This is a genomic window from Rhodococcus sp. 24CO, from assembly GCF_050586165.1.
Lineage (GTDB): Bacteria > Actinomycetota > Actinomycetes > Mycobacteriales > Mycobacteriaceae > Rhodococcus_F.
Genome location: NZ_JAZFNF010000007.1, coordinates 162540 through 180635 on the forward strand (window position 1 = coordinate 162540; position 18096 = coordinate 180635).

16 protein-coding genes are annotated in these 18096 nt (G+C 64.4%); 4 read left to right on the forward strand and 12 right to left on the reverse strand.

What is annotated here, in order from left to right:
• Nucleotides 1-40: 40 nt before the first annotated feature.
• The 8 genes from ligA to V2B23_RS18565 all read right to left on the reverse strand — a co-directional run bounded on the left by ligA (nt 41) and on the right by V2B23_RS18565 (nt 9216).
• Complete coding sequence (ligA, locus tag V2B23_RS18530) at nt 41-2080, reverse strand: NAD-dependent DNA ligase LigA (RefSeq protein WP_430951956.1); 2040 nt, start codon at nt 2078-2080, stop codon at nt 41-43.
• Between the two features lie 105 nt (nt 2081-2185).
• Nucleotides 2186-3208: a methionine synthase gene (locus tag V2B23_RS18535; RefSeq protein WP_430951697.1), complete on the reverse strand. Its 1023-nt coding sequence runs from the start codon at nt 3206-3208 to the stop codon at nt 2186-2188.
• Nucleotides 3205-4317: a tRNA 2-thiouridine(34) synthase MnmA gene (gene mnmA / locus V2B23_RS18540; protein WP_430951698.1), complete on the reverse strand. Its 1113-nt coding sequence runs from the start codon at nt 4315-4317 to the stop codon at nt 3205-3207. The genes V2B23_RS18535 and mnmA overlap by 4 nt, the downstream gene beginning before the upstream one ends.
• Nucleotides 4317-5546, reverse strand: coding sequence for a cysteine desulfurase family protein (locus tag V2B23_RS18545; RefSeq protein WP_430951699.1), 1230 nt, complete (start codon nt 5544-5546; stop codon nt 4317-4319). The genes mnmA and V2B23_RS18545 overlap by 1 nt, the downstream gene beginning before the upstream one ends.
• A gap of 44 nt (nt 5547-5590) precedes the next feature.
• Nucleotides 5591-6448: a lysophospholipid acyltransferase family protein gene (locus V2B23_RS18550; RefSeq protein ID WP_430951700.1), complete on the reverse strand. Its 858-nt coding sequence runs from the start codon at nt 6446-6448 to the stop codon at nt 5591-5593.
• Complete coding sequence (locus V2B23_RS18555) at nt 6445-7275, reverse strand: GNAT family N-acetyltransferase (RefSeq protein ID WP_430951701.1); 831 nt, start codon at nt 7273-7275, stop codon at nt 6445-6447. The genes V2B23_RS18550 and V2B23_RS18555 overlap by 4 nt, the downstream gene beginning before the upstream one ends.
• 135 nt (nt 7276-7410) lie before the next feature.
• Nucleotides 7411-8367 carry an electron transfer flavoprotein subunit alpha/FixB family protein gene (locus V2B23_RS18560; protein ID WP_430951702.1) on the reverse strand — a complete coding sequence of 319 codons (957 nt, stop codon included), beginning with the start codon at nt 8365-8367 and terminating at the stop codon, nt 7411-7413.
• A gap of 48 nt (nt 8368-8415) precedes the next feature.
• Entirely contained in the window at nt 8416-9216 is an 801-nt protein-coding gene (locus V2B23_RS18565; protein ID WP_033231080.1) for an electron transfer flavoprotein subunit beta/FixA family protein, read from the reverse strand.
• Between the two features lie 247 nt (nt 9217-9463).
• On the opposite strand from V2B23_RS18565, the gene V2B23_RS18570 reads away from it, so the two are divergent.
• The 3 genes from V2B23_RS18570 to V2B23_RS18580 are packed head-to-tail and all read left to right on the forward strand — an operon-like array spanning nt 9464 to nt 13064.
• On the forward strand, nt 9464-10258 hold the full coding sequence (locus V2B23_RS18570) for a methyltransferase domain-containing protein (protein ID WP_430951703.1): 795 nt from the start codon (nt 9464-9466) through the stop codon (nt 10256-10258).
• Nucleotides 10259-10287: 29 nt separating this feature from the next.
• Nucleotides 10288-11823, forward strand: coding sequence for a 1,4-alpha-glucan branching protein domain-containing protein (locus tag V2B23_RS18575; protein WP_430951957.1), 1536 nt, complete (start codon nt 10288-10290; stop codon nt 11821-11823).
• Nucleotides 11820-13064, forward strand: coding sequence for a glycosyltransferase family 4 protein (locus V2B23_RS18580; RefSeq protein WP_430951704.1), 1245 nt, complete (start codon nt 11820-11822; stop codon nt 13062-13064). The genes V2B23_RS18575 and V2B23_RS18580 overlap by 4 nt, the downstream gene beginning before the upstream one ends.
• Here the strand turns inward: V2B23_RS18580 and V2B23_RS18585 are convergent.
• Both V2B23_RS18585 and V2B23_RS18590 read right to left on the reverse strand, forming a co-directional pair.
• Nucleotides 13050-13679, reverse strand: coding sequence for a maleylpyruvate isomerase family mycothiol-dependent enzyme (locus V2B23_RS18585; RefSeq protein WP_430951705.1), 630 nt, complete (start codon nt 13677-13679; stop codon nt 13050-13052). The two genes, V2B23_RS18580 and V2B23_RS18585, sit on opposite strands and share 15 nt — an antisense overlap.
• Before the next feature lie 28 nt (nt 13680-13707).
• A complete protein-coding gene (locus V2B23_RS18590) occupies nt 13708-14469 on the reverse strand; it encodes an acyltransferase (protein WP_430951706.1) in 762 nt (253 codons plus the stop codon).
• A gap of 117 nt (nt 14470-14586) precedes the next feature.
• On the opposite strand from V2B23_RS18590, the gene V2B23_RS18595 reads away from it, so the two are divergent.
• Complete coding sequence (locus V2B23_RS18595; protein ID WP_430951707.1) at nt 14587-15894, forward strand: PQQ-binding-like beta-propeller repeat protein; 1308 nt, start codon at nt 14587-14589, stop codon at nt 15892-15894.
• Nucleotide 15895: 1 nt separating this feature from the next.
• Here V2B23_RS18595 and V2B23_RS18600 read toward each other — a convergent pair whose 3' ends face one another.
• Both V2B23_RS18600 and V2B23_RS18605 read right to left on the reverse strand, forming a co-directional pair.
• Nucleotides 15896-17053 (reverse strand): THUMP-like domain-containing protein, encoded by a 1158-nt coding sequence (locus V2B23_RS18600; protein ID WP_430951708.1) that lies wholly within the window; start codon nt 17051-17053, stop codon nt 15896-15898.
• Between the two features lie 18 nt (nt 17054-17071).
• Nucleotides 17072-18085, reverse strand: coding sequence for a class I SAM-dependent methyltransferase (locus V2B23_RS18605; protein WP_430951709.1), 1014 nt, complete (start codon nt 18083-18085; stop codon nt 17072-17074).
• Nucleotides 18086-18096: the final 11 nt, after the last annotated feature.

Here is an 18096-nt window from a genome sequence, read left to right on the forward strand (position 1 = left end):
CACCCTGCGTGCCGAACTCGGAAATCGCAGAGCGAGGTAGTTATTCGTCCAATTCGGTAGGTGCGACCGCGTCCGGGCCACCTTCGAGCAATCGACGGAAGCCGTCCTCGTCGAGCACGGGCACGCCCAATTCGACAGCCTTGTCGTGCTTGGAACCCGGCGCTTCACCGACAACGACAAACGCCGTTTTCTTCGAGACGGAACCGGCCGCCTTACCGCCGCGCACGAGGATCGCTTCCTTTGCCTGATCGCGGGAGAACGTCTCGAGGGAACCGGTGACCACGATGGAGAGGCCCTCGAGATTGCGCGGAATGGAATCGTCTCGCTCGTCCTCCATCCGCACTCCAGCGGCCGCCCACTTGTCCACGATCTGCTGATGCCAGTCCACCGAGAACCACTCGACCACCGCAGCAGCGATCGTGGAACCGACGCCGTCGACAGCTGCCAGCTGCTCCATCGACGCTTCCCGAATGCGTTGCAGCGAACCGAATTCGCCCGCCAACGCTCGCGCGGCCGTTGGACCGACATGCCGAATCGACAGTGCCACAAGCACTCTCCACAACGGCTTGTCCTTGGCCGAATCCAGGTTGGCCAGCAAGCGTTTTCCGTTGGCCGAGAGCGCTCCGGCGTTGGTCCGGAAGATCGGTACACCGATCAGAGTGTCGGCGTCGAGTGAGAAGAGATCTCCTTCGTCGTCGATGGCCTTCGCTTCGAGAAGACCGGTCGCTGCCTCGTATCCGAGCACCTCGATGTCGAAGGCACCGCGGCCGGCAACGTGGAAAACCCGCTCCCGCAGCTGCGCCGGGCAGTGCTGCTGATTGGGGCAGCGCACGTCCACGTCGCCCTCTTTTGCGGGCGCCAGCAATGTGCCGCATTCCGGGCAGTGCGTCGGCATGACAAACTCGCGCTCGGTTCCGTCGCGGACGTCGGCGACCGGTCCGAGAACCTCGGGGATGACATCGCCGGCCTTACGCAGCACCACGGTGTCACCGATCAACACACCCTTGCGCTTGACCTCGCTGCCGTTGTGCAGCGTGGCCAACGACACAGTGGAACCGGCTACCGTCACCGGTTCCATGTACGCAAACGGCGTCACACGTCCGGTTCGTCCGACGCTGACCCGAATGTCGAGAAGCTTGGTTGTGACCTCCTCGGGCGGGTACTTGTACGCGATCGCCCAACGCGGCGCTCGTGACGTGGTGCCGAGACGGCGATGCAACGACATTTCGTCGACCTTGACCACCAGGCCGTCGATCTCGTGCTCGACGTCGTGGCGATGTTCGCCCCAGTACTTCATCTTTTCCACCACGGCGTCCGCTCCGACAACCCGTGACGTGTGCGTCGACACCGGCAGACCCCACGCGGCGAGCGCAACATAGGCGTCGTACTGCGACGCGGGCTCGAAACCCTCCATGCGGCCGAAACCATGACAGATCATGCCGAGTCGTCGACGCGCCGTCACCGCGGGATTCTTCTGGCGCAACGATCCGGCGGCCGAGTTACGCGGGTTTGCGAAGGGCGCCTTGCCTTCTGCGACCAACGACGCGTTGAGTGCGGCAAAGTCCTCGAGCCGAAAGAACACCTCACCGCGCACTTCGAGCACGCTGGGGATCGGATACTCGTCAGTCGCGGTGAGGTACTCCGGGATGTCGTTGATCGTCAGCGCGTTGAGGGTGACCAATTCGCCCGTGCGGCCGTCGCCACGGGTGGCAGCCCGCACGAGCTTGCCGTTCTCGTACACGAGGTTGAGCGCAACGCCGTCGATCTTGACCTCACAGAGGTAATGCAGATCCGGACCGGTTTCCTGCTCTACCTTGGCAATCCAGCCGCGCAGTTCGGACTCGTCGAAAACGTTGTCGAGGCTGAGCATGCGCTCGAGGTGATCGACCGAGGTGAAATCCGTAGCGAACCCACCGCCCACCAACTGTGTCGGTGAGTCAGGAGTCCGCAAGTCCGGATACTGCTCTTCGAGGGCATTGAGCTGGCCGAGCAGCGTGTCGAATGCGCCGTCCGAGATGGTCGGTGCATCACGAACATAGTAGCGGAACTGATGCTGACGGACCTCCTCGGCCAGCTCCATCCACTGCTCACGCGCCTCGTTGGGCGCAGGCTGCACGGTTCCCTCGGTGGTTTCACTCACAAGACAAGAGAATATCGGTTCTCACCGACAGAACAGCACCGCGAGTCAGAACGCCGAAGGATCGTCCACCAAAGCGTTGCTGACGTCGGTGCACACCTTCAGCGCCGTGCGGGCGTAGTCGAGGCCGGCGCCGGCCAGACCGCATCGCGGGGTCACCGCCACCTGCGTCTGCAGCAGCTCCCGCGAGAACCCGAGACGATCGATCAGCGTCACTGCAGGCATCGCGCATTCTTTCCACGTGAGCGGCTTCTCGGGCGCCGTGGACGGAACCAGACCCAACGCCAACTGCTTGCCGGCATCGAACAACTGGCCGATACCGTCCAGGTCGCGCGAGGAAATCAGCGACAGGTCGAAGCTCACGGCACTGGCCTTGCTGCGTCGCAGCAGCTCCCACGGGAGATCCGCGCTGCAACTGTGCACGATGGTCGGCAATCCGCAGCCCTCGATGGCCGAGTCCAGAATCGCCAGAGCTTCCGGTTCGGGGAGCGCCGGAACACTCTCCATTCTCGTACGTCCTGGCAGAGATCCCGCGAGCACAGCAGTCATCTGCGGTTCGTCGAGTTGAATGATCACGCGGGCACCCGTGCGGCGGGTCACCTCGGCGGCGTGACGGGCCAACCCCTCACCCAGCGATTCGGCGATGTCCCGCAGTGCTCCGCGATCCACGAGCACACGTGAACCGTTTGCGACCTCGATCTCGGCGCCGAGCGTCAGCGGGCCGGCAGCCTGCAGTTTGATCACGTGATCTCCGCCGACCAGCCGCGCTGCTTCCCAGGCTTCCTCGAGGGCGTCGAGATCCTGGTTCAGGAAGTCCTCGGCGCGCTTCGCGATGTTGCCGCGCCGGGGCACAACCCGGTACGAGCGCGTCGACGCGTCGAGGTTGATGTCGACGAGGATGGCACCGGTTCGGCCCACTGTGTCTGAGCCGAGACCGCGTGCCGGCAGTTCCACCAGGTGCGGAAATCCGCCGAGCTCACCGAGGATGGTGGCGGCACTTTCCCGGGCATCCGTGCCCGGCCAGGATCCGATTCCGGTGACCAGGCCACCGATGGAAACCTGCTGTGTCACAGTGCGTTCGGCTCGGATTCGGTTCCGGCGATAGTGCCGCTGCCGAGTACCTGATCGCCCAGTTCACTGTCGGGACGGTACAAAACCACTGCCTGCCCCTTCGCGACGCCGGTCAGCGGTTCACGCAAGGAAATCGTGATGCCGCCTTCTGAAGTGCCGTCATCGACTGCCTCTGCCACTGCTTGCGCCAGTCCGCCATGAGCCCGAACCTGCACCATGCACTCGACCGGGCCTTCGGGAGCCTGACCGGAAGTCCAGATCGCACGCTGCGCTGCGATAGCCCACACATCGAGATTCTTGGCCGATCCGACTCGGACAGTGCCGGTTTCGGGTTCGATCGACGTGACGTACCGCGGGCGGCCGTCGACTGCCGGACCTTCGACGCCCAGTCCCTTACGCTGACCGATCGTGAAGCCGTGCACGCCGTCGTGCGCGGCCAGGACCTCACCCGAATCGGCGTCGACGACGCTTCCCGGGCGAACACCGATGCGGGCGCCGAGGAAAGCCCGGGTGTCGCCGGTCGGAATGAAGCAGATGTCGTGGCTGTCGGGCTTGTTCGCGACGGCAAGCCCGCGCTCGGCGGCCTCTTCGCGGATCTGCTCCTTCGGTGTGTCACCGATCGGGAACATCGCGCGCGAAAGCTGCGCTGCTGTCAGAACTCCCAGGACGTACGACTGATCCTTGTCGGAGTCGACTGCGCGGCGCAGAACGCCGTCTTCGAGCCGGGCGTAATGGCCTGTGGCAACGGCGTCGAATCCGAGCGCAACCGCACGATCCGCGAGAGCGGTGAACTTGATCTTCTCGTTGCAGCGCAGGCACGGGTTCGGCGTCTCACCCGCGGCGTACGACGCCACAAAATCGTCGATCACGTCCTCTTTGAAGCGATCCGCAAAGTCCCAGACGTAGAAGGGAATTCTTAGAACGTCGGCGGCGCGCCTGGCATCGCCCGCGTCTTCCTTGGAACAACATCCACGCGAACCCGTGCGCAATGCGCCAGGTGCCGTCGACAACGCCAGATGAACTCCCACGACGTCGTGGCCGGCGGCAACTGCGCGGGCGGCGGCAACTGCGGAGTCGACGCCTCCGCTCATGGCTGCGAGTACTCGCATCAGCGATCCCCTCCACGCGATACGGCACCGGCAAGACCGGCGGCCCGAGCGCGCTCTACTACTTGTGGCAGCGCTGCGATGAGCGCATCCACATCGGTGACACTCGACGTATGTCCGAGTGAGAATCTCAAGGAGCCGCGCGCGGTCGACGGTTCGACGCCCATCGCGATCAGCACGTGACTGGCCCGGGCAACACCTGCGGTGCATGCCGAACCGGTAGAGCATTCGATACCCGCAGCGTCGAGGAGCATCAGTAGCGAGTCTCCTTCGCAGCCGGGGAAAGTGAAGTGCACGTTGCCTGGCAGACGATCCGAACCGGTCGGGCCGTTGAGCACGGAGTCGGGAAGAATCCGGAAAATGCCCTCGATCAAACGGTCGCGTAGCTCTGCCAATTCCCGTGCGCTGGAGTCGATGTGCGCGGTGTTCTCGCGCAGCGCAGCGGCCATGCCCACCACACCGGCGGTATCCGGGGTTCCCGAACGAAGATCGCGCTCGTGTCCACCGCCGTGCAGGAGCGGCACACACGGAACCTGACGCCCCAGCAGCAGTGCGCCGACGCCGTGCGGCCCGCCGAACTTGTGTGCCGCAATACTCAGAGCAGAGAGCTTGCTTGCGGCAAAATCGACCGGCAACTGGGCAACGGCCTGGACCGCGTCACTGTGCATCGGGATTTCGAATTCCGCTGATACCTCGGCTAATTCGAGGATCGGCATGATGGTGCCGACCTCGTTGTTCGCCCACATGATCGTGACGAGTGCAACCTCGTCTGCGTGCACCGACAGCTCGTCTCGCAAAGCCTGCGGGTCGACTACGCCGTTGGCGTCCACCGGCAACCAGGTGACCTGGGCACCCTCGTGCTTTTCGAGCCACTCCACGGTGTCGAGAACCGCGTGGTGCTCCACCGAGCTCGCCAGGATCCGGGTGCGCCTCGGGTCGGCGTCGCGGCGCGCCCAGAAGATGCCCTTGACTGCCAGGTTGTCGCTCTCGGTGCCACCGGACGTGAAGATGACCTCCGACGGCCGAGCACCCAGGCAGGCCGCGATCGACTCGCGCGATTCCTCGACACGGCGGCGCGCAGCCCGGCCGGAGCCGTGCAACGAGGACGCATTGCCCACGGTTGTGAAGATATCGGTCATCGCCTCGATAGCAGCTGCCGTCATCGGTGTGGTGGCGGCATGATCGAGGTACACCGGAAATGCGGTGTCAACACGGTGTGCAGGCAGAGTCATGGCCTGACCAGGATAGCCCAGCACGACGGGTCGCTTCGCGCCGCTTACCCGGCTAGGCGAACATCTTCTGGCCTTGCGGTGATCCGCAACTCCAGATCGGGCACCAGAGCGGTTGTGCCTCGTACTGCCCGCTCACACCGCTTCGCAAGCTCTCGCCGGCACTCCCCGGCCTCTTCCAGTGGCGCCAATCGGACCTCGACCTCCACATTTTTCTGACGCAGAATTCGCCCGATGGATTGCCCGATTGTCTCGCTGCCGACAAAACACGGTCCGGTACACAGGGAACCGTCGGTGTTGGCGTATCGAATCGCCATGGGCTGGACCGGGCACTGCGAATCGACCGCAGCCTGGAACATCGCCGGACGGAATCCGCCGTACGCCCGCCCGCACCAGGTCGTTCCCTCCGGAAAGGCCATGACGCGCACGCCGCGTTCCAGACGCTCGCGCACAGTTTCCACGACATCGGGCAGCTCACGGAGCCGAGCGCGATCGATCGGCACAACTCTCATCCGACGTGACAACGATCCCAGGACGGCCCACTCGAGCAGATCCGACCGGGCGACGAAGTTCGCGGGCGCAACAGCGCTCGCAACCAGCACGTCCGTCCAGGACACGTGGCCGGCGACCACCAGCACGCCATCCGGTTCCGGCCTGCCCAATCGTTGATCGTCGACGCTCAGTTTCATGCCGAGGCAGCGGAGCAGCATGCGCGAGTACGCGCGCTGCAGCCCTGCCCGCCAGGATCGCGGCAGTAACCAGCCCGCCGAGAGAACCGGCGCAGTCAACAACGCGCAGCCGACCAACACCGCTCGAATCGCCGCCGTGATATTCGACACACGCGCCGGATCGGGCGGCAGACACCCGTCACCGCAGGGGCTCGACGGCACCCAGTACGGGGTCATCCCACGAGCCCTTGCTGGGTTGACGCCGCCGATCGAAGCCGATCGAGGTACCGCGTGTTCGCCGAGTGCAGACCTTGCAGCGCAACAAAATCCGCGACGCCGAACGCGGGATCGTAGGCGGGTTCACCGCAGATCACCGCGCCCATGCGCAGATATCCCCGCAGCAGGGGCGGCATGGTCACACGCGGTGGTGGTGCGATCTGATCCAGTGTGCGGCCGCCGAGCACGACGGGATTGCGCGGAGTAGCCCGCCGCTCCAGTGGACTGGCGTGCTTGTTCATCACAAAATCGCGTACCCCGCGAACTTCCGCGCCGGGAACGGCACCGGGGTGCGGGGCGATCGGCACGGAAACGCACCCCATCACCCATTCGTGTCCGGTCAGTTCGAGGTACTGCAGAATCCCGGACCACATGAGTCCGAGCACCGATCCGTTGCGATGCGCCGGATCGACACACGCGCGGCCCATTTCGACTACGCGACGCCCCACCGGATCGAGAGCAGAGATGTCGAATTCCGTTGCGGTGTAATACCCGCCCGCTCTGGCTGCGGCATCCGGGGTGAGCATGCGGTAACACCCGACGTAATCGCCGGTGAGGTCGTCGCGGACCAGAATGTGGTCACAGAAATCGTCGAACGCATCTGCGTCGAGCTCGAAAGGTGAAGCGGGAATCGCGAATCCGGGCTCGGAGACGAATACCCGGTATCGAAGGCGCTGTGCGGCCACTCGATGTTCACGGTCGGAGGAGACGATCAGGGAATATCTCGGCGCGGTGACCTCACGGCCGAGATTGTCACTCGCGGGGCGAAGGACTGACGTAATTGTCATGCGCCAGGTTTATCGACCGGACGCGACGGCGTGGCATCAGCAAGGTGACGGGCCGATGCAGGCCGGGTGAATAAAGCACTGTGCGCCTTCATCAACCGCGGGGGGTTGACAAAGGCGCACAGTAGATGATGCTTTTTAGCCCTTGTGAGTCTTCACAGCCTCGGTGAGCTGCGGTGCGACGTTGAACAGGTCGCCCACGATGCCGAAGTCGGCGATCTCGAAGATGGGTGCCTCTTCGTCCTTGTTGACCGCGACGATGGTCTTGGACGTCTGCATGCCGGCGCGGTGCTGGATGGCACCGGAAATGCCGAGTGCGATGTACAGCTGCGGGGAGACCGTCTTACCGGTCTGACCGACCTGGAACTGTCCGGGGTAGTAACCCGAGTCCACAGCGGCACGCGAGGCGCCGACTGCAGCGCCGAGGGAATCGGCAAGCTCTTCGACGACGGAGAACTTGTCCGCGCTGCCGACGCCACGTCCACCGGAAACCACAACGCTGGCTTCGGTGAGCTCGGGGCGGTCGCCACCGACGATGGGCTCACGCGAGGTGACCTTGACGGCACTCTCGTCCTGAGCCGGAACCTCGACAGCGATCTGCTCGCCTGCGCCGGCCTGCGGAGCTGCTTCGACGGCGCCCGGACGAACCGAGTAGACGGGGACGTCGCCGTTTGCCTTGGCCTCGACGGTGAACGCGCCACCGAAGATGGAGTGGACGCCGGTTCCGTCGGCCTTGATCTCGATGACGTCGGTCAGCAGACCGGAGCCCAGACGTGCGGCCAGACGACCGGCAACCTCTTTGCCCTCGGTGCCGGCTGCGGTGATGACCGCTGCCGGGCTGGTGGACTCGACGAGTGCGGCAAGAACGTCGACCTTGGGGGTGACGAGGTAGCCCTCGATGTCGTCGGACTCGGCGACGTAGATCTTCTCTGCGCCGGCTGCTGCCAGTGCGTCGGCGAGCTTGGCTGCGGTGCCCGCGGGGCCGGCGACAACTGCCGACGGCTCACCGAGTGCGCGTGCAGCGGTGATGAGTTCGGTGCTGACCTTCTTCAGTGCACCTTCTGCGTGCTCTACGAGCACAAGTACTTCTGCCATGACTTAACTCTCCCTGAGTTTTTCTGCTGGTTGCCTAGAAGGGCGCGATCAGATGACCTTGTTGCTGACGAGGTACGCGGCAATCTTGGTGCCGCCGTCTCCCTCGTCGGCGATGCGCTCACCAGCGGTGCGGGGGGGCTTCGGAGTGGAGGAGGTCACGGTCGTGCCGGCGTTGGCGACACCCACGGTCTCCGGGTCGACACCGAGGTCGGCCAGCGTGTAGACGAGAACTTCCTTCTTCTTCGCGGCCATGATGCCCTTGAAGGAGGGGAAGCGGGGCTCGTTGATCTTCTCGGTGACCGAGACGATTGCGGGCAGCGAAGCCTCGAGGCCGAAAACGCCCTCATCGGTCTCGCGCTCACCGGTGACGGTGCCGTCGGCGACGACGAGCTTGCGCAGCTGCGTGAGCTGCGGAATGCCCAGGTACTCGGCAATGATGGCCGGAACAGCGCCGACGCGGCCGTCTGTGGCCTCGTTACCGGCGATGATCAGGTCAGCAGGCTCTTCGTTCTCGAACGTGATCTGTCCGAGTGCGGCTGCGAGGGTCCACGCGGTCTGGATGGCGTCGGAGCCGTGCAGTGCGGGGTCGTTGATGTGGACAGCCTTGTCGGCGCCCATCGACAGTGCCTTGCGGATAGCGTCGGTGGCGCGGTCGGGGCCTGCGGACAGCACCGTCACCTCACCGCCCTGAGCTTCCTTGATGAGGAGTGCTTCTTCGACGGAGCGCTCGTTGATCTCGTCGAGCACTGCGTCGGCGGCTTCACGGTCAAGCGTGTAGTCGCCGTCGGTCAGCTTGCGCTCGGACCATGTGTCGGGGACCTGCTTGATCAAAACAACGATATTCGTCATGGGTCTTCGTCGACCTCCTGTGTGTAATTCACCTGATAAATCGTCTGTGTTGCTACGCGCAGGCCGAGGGATTCCGCAAATGGATTTCTCGTCTCACGTCGGCTGTGCGTTAGATTACCTCACGTTAAGTTACCCGTCGGTAACTTAACGTGGAACCACCCTCACCATAACGGCACGGAGTGCAAATTATCGCTGTGATCTGGACCACGTGAACACGTTCTATCCGTTTGGCACTAATCTCCCAGAGGTGAGTGAAACAAGTGTCAGCAACCACGAGGACGCACCCCTGCCCCTGACGGGCGAACGAACTGTGCCGGGAATTCCCGAGGAGAACTACTGGTTCCGGCGCCACGAAGTTGTCTACCGCGCGTTGCTGGAACGATGCACCGATCGCCGCGTACTCGAAGCCGGATCCGGAGAAGGCTACGGCGCCAACATGATTGCCGATGTCGCCACAAAGGTCACCGGCCTCGATTACGACATCTCCGCCGTCGAGCACGTCCGCGCTCGTTACCCCCGCGTCGAGATGGTGCACGGCAATCTCGCCGAATTGCCACTCGAAGACAACTCGGTGGACGTAGTAGTGAACTTCCAGGTAATCGAGCACCTGTGGGACCAGGGACAATTCCTGCGCGAGTGCTTCCGAGTCTTGGCTCCTGGCGGCGAACTTCTCATCAGCACCCCCAACCGGATCACCTTCTCCCCCGGCCGGGACACACCCCTCAACCCGTTTCACACCCGCGAACTCAACGCAGACGAGATGACGGAACTGCTGGTCGACGCCGGATTCCGCGTCCAACTCATGACGGGTGTCCATCACGGCCCGCGACTGAAGGACCTCGACGCCAAACACGGCGGATCGTTCATCAATGCGCAGATCGACCGTGCCCTCGCCGGTGAGCCATGGCCTGCGGACCTGACCCGCGACGTCGAAGGCATCACTGTCGACGACTTCACGCTCACCGTCCCCGACATCGACGCGAGCCTCGACCTCGTCGCAATCGCAGTGAAAGACGCCGCAGTGAAAGATCCCGCCGAGTGAGTAACGCAACACCCGTCCGAGAACCGGGGATGTTTGCCCTGGTCCTGCACTCGCACCTGCCGTGGCTCGCCAACCACGGGCGGTGGCCCGTCGGCGAAGAATGGCTCTACCAGTCGTGGGCCGGGTCGTACCTCCCCCTCACCGCGGCGCTACGACGCCTCGCCGACGAAGGTCGATCCAACCTACTGACGCTGGGAATCACGCCGGTACTCGCGGCGCAGCTCGACGATCCGCACTGCCTCGCCGGGATGCACCACTGGCTCGGCAACTGGCAGATCCGCGCGCACGAAGCAGCCGGCATGCCAGACGCGGCGCACCGTGAGCTCGGCGCGCGCGAGCACCGGGCGTCTGCGGAGGCGTTGGAAGACTTCGAAACCCGTTGGCAGCACGGCGCTTCCCCGGTTTTCCGTGATCTCATCGACCGCGGCGCCTTCGAACTGCTCGGGGGCCCGTTGGCTCATCCGTTCCAGCCGCTTCTCGATCCGCGGTTACGCGCGTTCTCCCTCCGCGAGGGACTCGCCGACGCTCAGGCGCGGTGGAACCACACCCCGACCGGAATCTGGGGACCCGAATGCGGGTACACCCCGGGCATGGAACGCGGGTACGCCGAAGCCGGCGTCACACACTTCATGGTCGACGGCCCCGCCCTGCGCGGTGACACCACCCTCGGCCGCCCGGTCCGCGACTCCGATGTTGTGGCCTTCGGCCGCGACCTGCAGGTCAGCTATCGCGTCTGGTCCCCGAAATCCGGATATCCCGGCCACGGCGCGTACCGAGATTTCCACACGTACGACCATGAGACCGGTCTGAAGCCGTCCCGTGTCACCGGCCGAACCGTCGATTCCGCCGACAAAGCTCCCTACGATCCGGACCTTGCAGCGGCCGCGGTCGACAAACATGTTGCCGACTTCGTCGAGGCCGTCCGTGCGCGCCTTCGGTCGGAATCCGCGCGCATCGGGCGCGACGCACTGGTGGTCGCGGCGTTCGACACCGAACTGTTCGGGCATTGGTGGCACGAGGGTCCGCAGTGGCTCGAAAAGGTACTGCGCGCCCTACCCGAGGCGGGCATCCGCGTCGGAACCCTAGGCGATGCGCAGGCCGCCGGCTACGTGGGTGAGCCTGTGCAACTGGAGGATTCGTCGTGGGGATCAGGCAAGGACTGGCGCGTGTGGGCCGGCGACCAAGTCAGTGATCTCGTGCAACTCAACACCGAGGTTGTCGACACGGCACTGAATGCGGTGGACAAGTCTCGTGGACACGACAATGCCCCCGGACGTCCGGAACTGCGAAACCGAGTAAACGATCAGGTGCTTCGGGAGACACTGATGACGGTGTCGAGCGATTGGGCGTTCATGGTGAGCAAGGATTCCGCAGCGGGATACGCGCGCGAACGCGCACACAAGCACGCCCACGCAACCAGGGAGATCGCCGAAGCCGTGGTCTCCGGCAAGGATGCGGTTGCCACCCGCCTCGCCGACGGCTGGAATCGCGCGGACGGACTGTTCCCCGGCCTCGACGCGCGCCGTCTGCCCCAGACAGAACTGCCAAACGGGAGCATCTCGTGAAAATTCTCATCGTGTCGTGGGAGTACCCCCCGGTTGTGGTCGGCGGACTGGGTCGGCACGTCCACCATCTCGCCACCGAACTGGCCGCTGCCGGGCACGAGGTGGTTGTTCTGTCGCGTCGCCCGTCCGGTACCGACGCGTCGACGCACCCGACCCTCACGCACATCTCCGAAGGCGTGCTTGTGGTCGCGGTTGCCGAGGACCCAGCACACTTCGTGTTCGGCGAGGACATGCTCGCCTGGACACTCGCGATGGGTCACGCGATGGTCCGAGCCGGAACGGCGCTGCACAAGCCTGGCGTTGGCGAAGGCTGGCAGCCTGACGTGGTTCACGCCCACGACTGGCTGGTTGCTCACCCCGCAATCGCCCTGGCCGAATTCTACGACGTACCACTGGTTTCCACGCTCCACGCGACCGAAGCGGGCCGGCACAGCGGCTGGATCTCCGGACGCATCAACCGTCAGGTCCATTCCGTCGAATGGTGGCTGGCCAACGAATCCGACGCTCTCATAACATGTTCCGCGTCGATGCAGGACGAGGTTACCGAACTCTACGGCCCCGCACTGCCGCCGGTTACAGTCATCCGCAACGGAATCGACTTGACCACGTGGAACTTTCGCGAACGCGCACCTCGATCCGGGCCACCGAAACTGCTCTTTGTCGGACGCCTCGAATACGAGAAGGGTGTCCAGGACGCCATTGCCGCGCTACCGCGAATCCGTCGTAGCCACCCCGGCACCACGCTCGCTATCGCGGGCGAGGGCACTCAGTTCGGCTGGCTCGCCGAACAGGCGCGCACCCATCGCGTCGTGCGGTCCGTCAGTTTTCTCGGCAACCTCGACCACACCGAACTCCTGAGTTGGCTGCACGGCGCCGACGCCATCGTCCTGCCGTCGCGGTACGAACCGTTCGGCATCATCGCTCTCGAAGCCGCAGCGGCCGGTACACCGCTGATTACCTCTACTGCAGGCGGATTGGGCGAAGCGGTGGTCGACGGCGTGACCGGCATGTCTTTCCAACCCGGCGATGTTGCGGGACTGACATCGGCCGTACGCGAAGTACTCGACGATCCGGCCGGAGCTCAGGAACGCGCCGTCGCAGCCCGGGCGCGCCTCACCTCGGACTTCGACTGGCACCAAGTGGCCGAAGAAACCGCGCACGTGTACGCGGGAGCCAAGCGTCGGGTGCGCCATCCACTGGCCCGCCCGGTGATTCCGGAGCGTCCGCTACCCGGCCGCTGACGTGAACCGCATCCGTGCGTCGCCGAGCAAATGGCCCGGCGGCAGGATGCGGCCACACAGCACCATCAGCAAGTCCTGTGCGGCGCCGTGTACTTCGGCGCCCGCGCCGAATTCCCAGTCCCGGTCGTCAGCGCGCAGACGTACGCCTTCGAGGTCTGCGCCGAAGTACTTCACGTTCTTGGGTGACAAGCCGCCCAGAACACGGCTGAGGCGGTCGTCCGGCACGACATAGTCGTCGCTGAGCGCTACGCGGATGTCCTGGCCGTGAATGACGTCGTGGGACAGCGCCCCGTCGAAGCCACCACCGGGCGGCTTCCAGGGGTATGCAACGTGCTCGCGCAGGGAGCCCAGCAGCTGCTGTTCGGTCAAGTCGCGTGCATCCGCGAGTGCACGGCGATTGGACATGCGGTTGAAGTTGCCGCGCGATTTCACCATTTCGAGAACGAATCGCGAAGCGGGATAGCGGTACGGCATGGTGATGTGCGCGACCACTTCACGCACACGCCACCCCTCACACAGTGAGGCGGTGTCCCATTGCGCAGCGGTAAGACTGTCCAGGAAGGTCACCAACTCGCGTCGGTGCTCCACAACCCAATCGGGTGTCTGTTCACTCATGCCGCACTCCCCTCCCGAGCGTCATGCTCTACTTCTTGACAGATTTGTCCGCCTCGGCTGCTGCCTTCTTCCGTGCGATGTCTTCGAGGGCCGCGATGTACTCGGCGCGATCCGCTGCGCCCGCTTCCCAGTCGGCCTTACGGTTCTTGACGACCTTGGCCGGGGAACCGACGGCGATGCTGTAGTCCGGGATGTCGCCCTTGACCACGGCGTGCGCCCCGAGAACACAACCCCGACCGACGCGGGTGTTACGCAAGACGCTGACCTTCGCGGCAACCCACGTGTCCGGACCGATGCGCACGGGACCCTTCACGATGCCCTGGTCCTTGATGGGTGTGTTGACGTCGTCCATGCGGTGGTCGAAGTCGCAGATGTAGCACCAGTCGGCAACCAGCGTCGAGGCGCCAATTTCGATGTCGAGGTACGTGTTGACGACGTTGTCCTTGCCGAAGACAACCTTGTCACCGATGCGAAGGGAGCCTTCGTGGCAGCGGATCGCGTTGCCGTCGCCGATGTGGACCCAGCGCCCGATTTCGAGGCGGGACAGATCGGGAGTCGAGTGAATTTCGACGTTCTTGCCGAGAAACACCATGCCGCGCAGAATCACGTGCGGATTGGCCATCTTGAACTTGGCAAGACGGTAGTACCGCACCAGGTACCAGGGTGTATATGCCTTGTTCGCCAGAACCCATTTGAGGGAATCAACGGTCAGGAACTTGGCCTGATCGCTGTCGTTTCGGCGTGATCCCCGCCACCGAGTGCGCAACGGTGCGCCCCACATGCTCGTCATGAGTATTCAGACTACGGGCAGTCGACGCACCGACCCTCGGGGTGTGCCCCGTCACGTTGCCTACGGCGGGATAGTCTCTGGTCCGAACTACTTTCGCAAGCGGCAGGGAGATGTGAGATGCGGCGGGTCCTACGGTCGTCCGTGATGGTGATGGCGGCGATCGCTACGGTGATGGCTGCCGGGTGCGGAAGCGAGAGTTCCGTCGTCGACCGCTACGCAACTACCGGTTGGCCGGCGATGCACGCCGACGCCCGAAACAGCGACACCAGCGAGGTCACGGGATCTCGCGATCTCGAGTTCGCGTGGTCGCGTCCGCTCGGCGGCCCCATTGCCGCGTATGCGTCCGTGGGAGCAAACGGACAGAGTTTCGTGACGGCGCGCGCCGAGAACGGCTGCAACCTCTTCTCGTTCCAGCTCGATACCGGCCGCAAGGTGTGGTGCACCCGGATGAACGACGGTGTTGCCGCGTCGACGCCCATCGTGGACACCGCGACCAACGTCTACGTGGGTGAGAGCGGCGCAATGGCGTCGTACACCCGCAATGGCCAGTTGCGTTGGCGCACACTTGTTGTCGGCACTCCCCTCTCGGCACAGTTCACGGGCGACGGCAATCTCCTGTTCATCACCCAGCTCGGCCAGATCAATGTGCTCGATCCCCAGACCGGCGCCAAGGTTGTCTCGTCGTTCAATCTGATTCCGCCGCCGACGTTCGATCAGCAGACCAACGCCGAACTCATTCCCGACAACCAGGGACTCAACGAGTGCTTCCTCGGCACGTCGGGCTGCCCGGTGGCAAACACTCCCGCAATCGACCTGGAAAGCGGCACGTTCTACTTCACGTTTTACGGACCCAACTCCCAGGCCGCCGATCTGGTCGCCATGAAGTACACGGGCGGCGACAACCCGTCGATCACTCCCGAGTGGTCCACCGACGCGCTGCCCGGTGGAACGGCGTCGAGCCCAGACCTGTCGAAGGACGGAAAAACCGTCTACACCACCGACAACAACGGCACCCTGTGGGCGATCGATGCCGGAACCGGCGACACCGTGTGGAGTTACGACATCGGCTTCAACTCTGCGGGCAGCCCGTCCACCTCCGACGACGGGTTGATCATCCCCGCCGGCGCTGCCGACGGTCACCTGCTTGCCGTCCAGGACAAGGGCGATCACGCCGAACTCGTCTGGGAGCGCAAGGATCTACTGCAGTTGGGTGTTCCCGCCCAAACTGCCGGGGACACCGGGTACGCCGTCGTCCGCGAAGGTGACAACGGGCTGAGCCTGGTCACGTTCGACACCCGATCCGGTGAAACCGTGGCCCAGAACACCCTGCCGGGAGCGGTCGGCTTCACCGTCGGCACCTCCATCGGCCCGAACGGTGAGGTGTTGACGCCCAGCGCAATCGGTGAGCTGTTCGTCTTCAAGTGAGCTAGCGCGACGCCTCACAGATGAAGGCCGATGCCGAGCGCCCGATCCGCACGATCACCACACTCAGCGACACGGAACCCTTGAGTTTGAGCCGCGGGCGCAGCACTGCCGGATCGACGTCGACACCACGAACCAGGATCTCGGCGACGCCGCAGTCGCGCTTCGAGAGAGTCTGCTTCAACAGCTTTTCGGAGTACTTGATCTGTTCGAGAATCCGGAATCCGCGAACACCATCGGGGACACTGTTTCCGGTGAGATACGCAATCCGCGGGTCCAGTTGCCACAGACCATGTCTGGCCGCGTAGTGACGCACCAGGCCCGCCCGAACGACGGCGCCGTCCGGGTCGATGATCCACTCCCCCGGTTCCTGCTCGGGGATGGTGTCGTCCTCCGCGTCGGTCACCGACCAGCCGGTGCCGTCGGACCGCAAGACCGATGCCCGACGCGTCACACCCGCCTCGGCAAGTCCCGCCGACCACAGACAAGCCTCTTTGACTCCCCCGTCGAGTGAGACGACCTCGACCTCGCCGTCCCAGCCGAGATTGTCGAAATCGAGTCCGGGAGCGCACTTCACGGCGATGTCGCGGCCGTCGTACGCATCGAGCAGATCCGGGAGCGGCGGCATCAATGCGGCCGGATCGTGCGTTCGTCGCCCACCCGAACGGCGTGCCGGGTCGGCAAGGATCACGGTGCCGCGCGTTGTCGGAAACAACGCGTCAGCCCGCAGCAGCGCCGCCGACGGCACGTTGTGACGGGCCATCGCCAATCGGACGCCGTCGATGTCGCTACCGATTACCCGATCCGCAACGCCGGTGAGCGCGTGCAGTTCCGCACCGATCGAACACGTCACGTCGTGCACGTTACGACCGGCAAGTCGCTGCGCTCGAAGATCTGCGACAGCTGACGGGGTAGCCTGCTGCATCGCGTCGTCGGTGAACAACCAGCCCCCGCTGCCGGGAAGTTTTGCAGCCGCCTTTCGGCGCAGCAGGACCGTGTCGACAAGCGCGGGCATGTGGCCACCGAAACGCGTACGCGCCCGGCCGATGTCGGCCAGACGCGTACGCGTGGACAGCTCGAACTGTTCCATCTCGGCCAATGCCGCTATGCCGGAATCACTTTCCAGATAGGCGACGTCGGCGAGGGTGAAGTCATAGCCCAATGTCTTGTATACCCGGTATTAGTTGCCGGGCTTTACGCCGGTGATCATGACGTTGTAGAAGAAGCCGCGGGGTACGACGTGGCGCAGAATCTTCTCGTCGACCCAGCTGAGGGTCTTCCAACCGCCGAAAGCGAAGCGTCCCCAGCCCCAACCGAGCTTTTCCTGCGGAACTGCGGCTTCGAAGGTGCGAACCGGCCAACCGAGCAGTGCGGCGGCAAACTCTTCGGTAGCTGCGTGAACCTGCTCGGCGCCTGCGGACTTCGCCATGTTCTCGAGGTCCGTCGGGTCGAACGTGTGAATGTCGACAACAGCTTCGAGAGCGGCTGCGCGCGAGGACTCGTCGAGTTCCTCCTGCGGACGACGCCAGTCGGCAAGGAACGGCAGCTTGGTCACCGTGGTGGTGGCTTCCCACGTCGCGCGGCCGAGCCAGCGAGCGTAGAAGTTACCGACGGTGGTCGGCTCGCCCGCGAAGACAAAGCGCCCGCCGGGCTTGAGGACACGAAGAACCTCGCGCAGCGACTTCTCCACGTCGGGAATGTGGTGCAGCACAGCGTGTCCGACCACGAGGTCGAAGGTGTTGTCCTCGTACGGAATGGTCTCGGCGTCGGCGACCCGTCCGTCGACGGGCAGACCGAGGTTCTCCGCATTGCGCATCGCGACCTTGACCATGCCTGGTGAGAGGTCCGTGACCGAACCCGTCTTGGCAACCCCACCCTGCATCAGGTTGAGGAGGAAAAAGCCGGTGCCACAACCCAGTTCCAGTGCCCGCTCGTACGGCAGCGGCTGATCACCGGCGACGGCGTCGAACCGGCCCCTGGCGTAGTCGATGCAGCGCTCGTCGTACGAGATGGACCACTTGTCGTCGTAGGTCTCGGCTTCCCAGTCGTGGTAGAGCACCTGGGCAAGCTTGGTGTCCTTGCGAGCGGCCTCGACCTCTTCGGCCGTGGCGTGCGGCCGCGGCGCGGGGTCCATTACTGCTGCCTCGGCAGCAGGCGGCGTGGCAATGTCGTCGTCAGTGGGGCTAGCAGTCATTCGGCTATCCT

What these genes read in the sequence shown, in the direction of transcription:
- V2B23_RS18560 (WP_430951702.1), bottom strand. Translation starts at nt 8,367, where the DNA reads ATGGCAGAAGTACTTGTGCTCGTAGAGCACGCAGAAGGTGCACTGAAG.
- V2B23_RS18590 (WP_430951706.1), bottom strand. Translation starts at nt 14,469, where the DNA reads ATGACGAGCATGTGGGGCGCACCGTTGCGCACTCGGTGGCGGGGATCA.
- V2B23_RS18585 (WP_430951705.1), bottom strand. Translation starts at nt 13,679, where the DNA reads ATGAGTGAACAGACACCCGATTGGGTTGTGGAGCACCGACGCGAGTTG.
- V2B23_RS18545 (WP_430951699.1), bottom strand. Translation starts at nt 5,546, where the DNA reads ATGACTCTGCCTGCACACCGTGTTGACACCGCATTTCCGGTGTACCTC.
- V2B23_RS18565 (WP_033231080.1), bottom strand. Translation starts at nt 9,216, where the DNA reads ATGACGAATATCGTTGTTTTGATCAAGCAGGTCCCCGACACATGGTCC.
- mnmA (WP_430951698.1), bottom strand. Translation starts at nt 4,317, where the DNA reads ATGCGAGTACTCGCAGCCATGAGCGGAGGCGTCGACTCCGCAGTTGCC.
- ligA (WP_430951956.1), bottom strand. Translation starts at nt 2,080, where the DNA reads ATGGAGCTGGCCGAGGAGGTCCGTCAGCATCAGTTCCGCTACTATGTT.
- V2B23_RS18550 (WP_430951700.1), bottom strand. Translation starts at nt 6,448, where the DNA reads ATGACCCCGTACTGGGTGCCGTCGAGCCCCTGCGGTGACGGGTGTCTG.
- V2B23_RS18575 (WP_430951957.1), top strand. Translation starts at nt 10,288, where the DNA reads ATGTTTGCCCTGGTCCTGCACTCGCACCTGCCGTGGCTCGCCAACCAC.
- V2B23_RS18595 (WP_430951707.1), top strand. Translation starts at nt 14,587, where the DNA reads ATGCGGCGGGTCCTACGGTCGTCCGTGATGGTGATGGCGGCGATCGCT.
- V2B23_RS18605 (WP_430951709.1), bottom strand. Translation starts at nt 18,085, where the DNA reads ATGACTGCTAGCCCCACTGACGACGACATTGCCACGCCGCCTGCTGCC.
- V2B23_RS18555 (WP_430951701.1), bottom strand. Translation starts at nt 7,275, where the DNA reads ATGACAATTACGTCAGTCCTTCGCCCCGCGAGTGACAATCTCGGCCGT.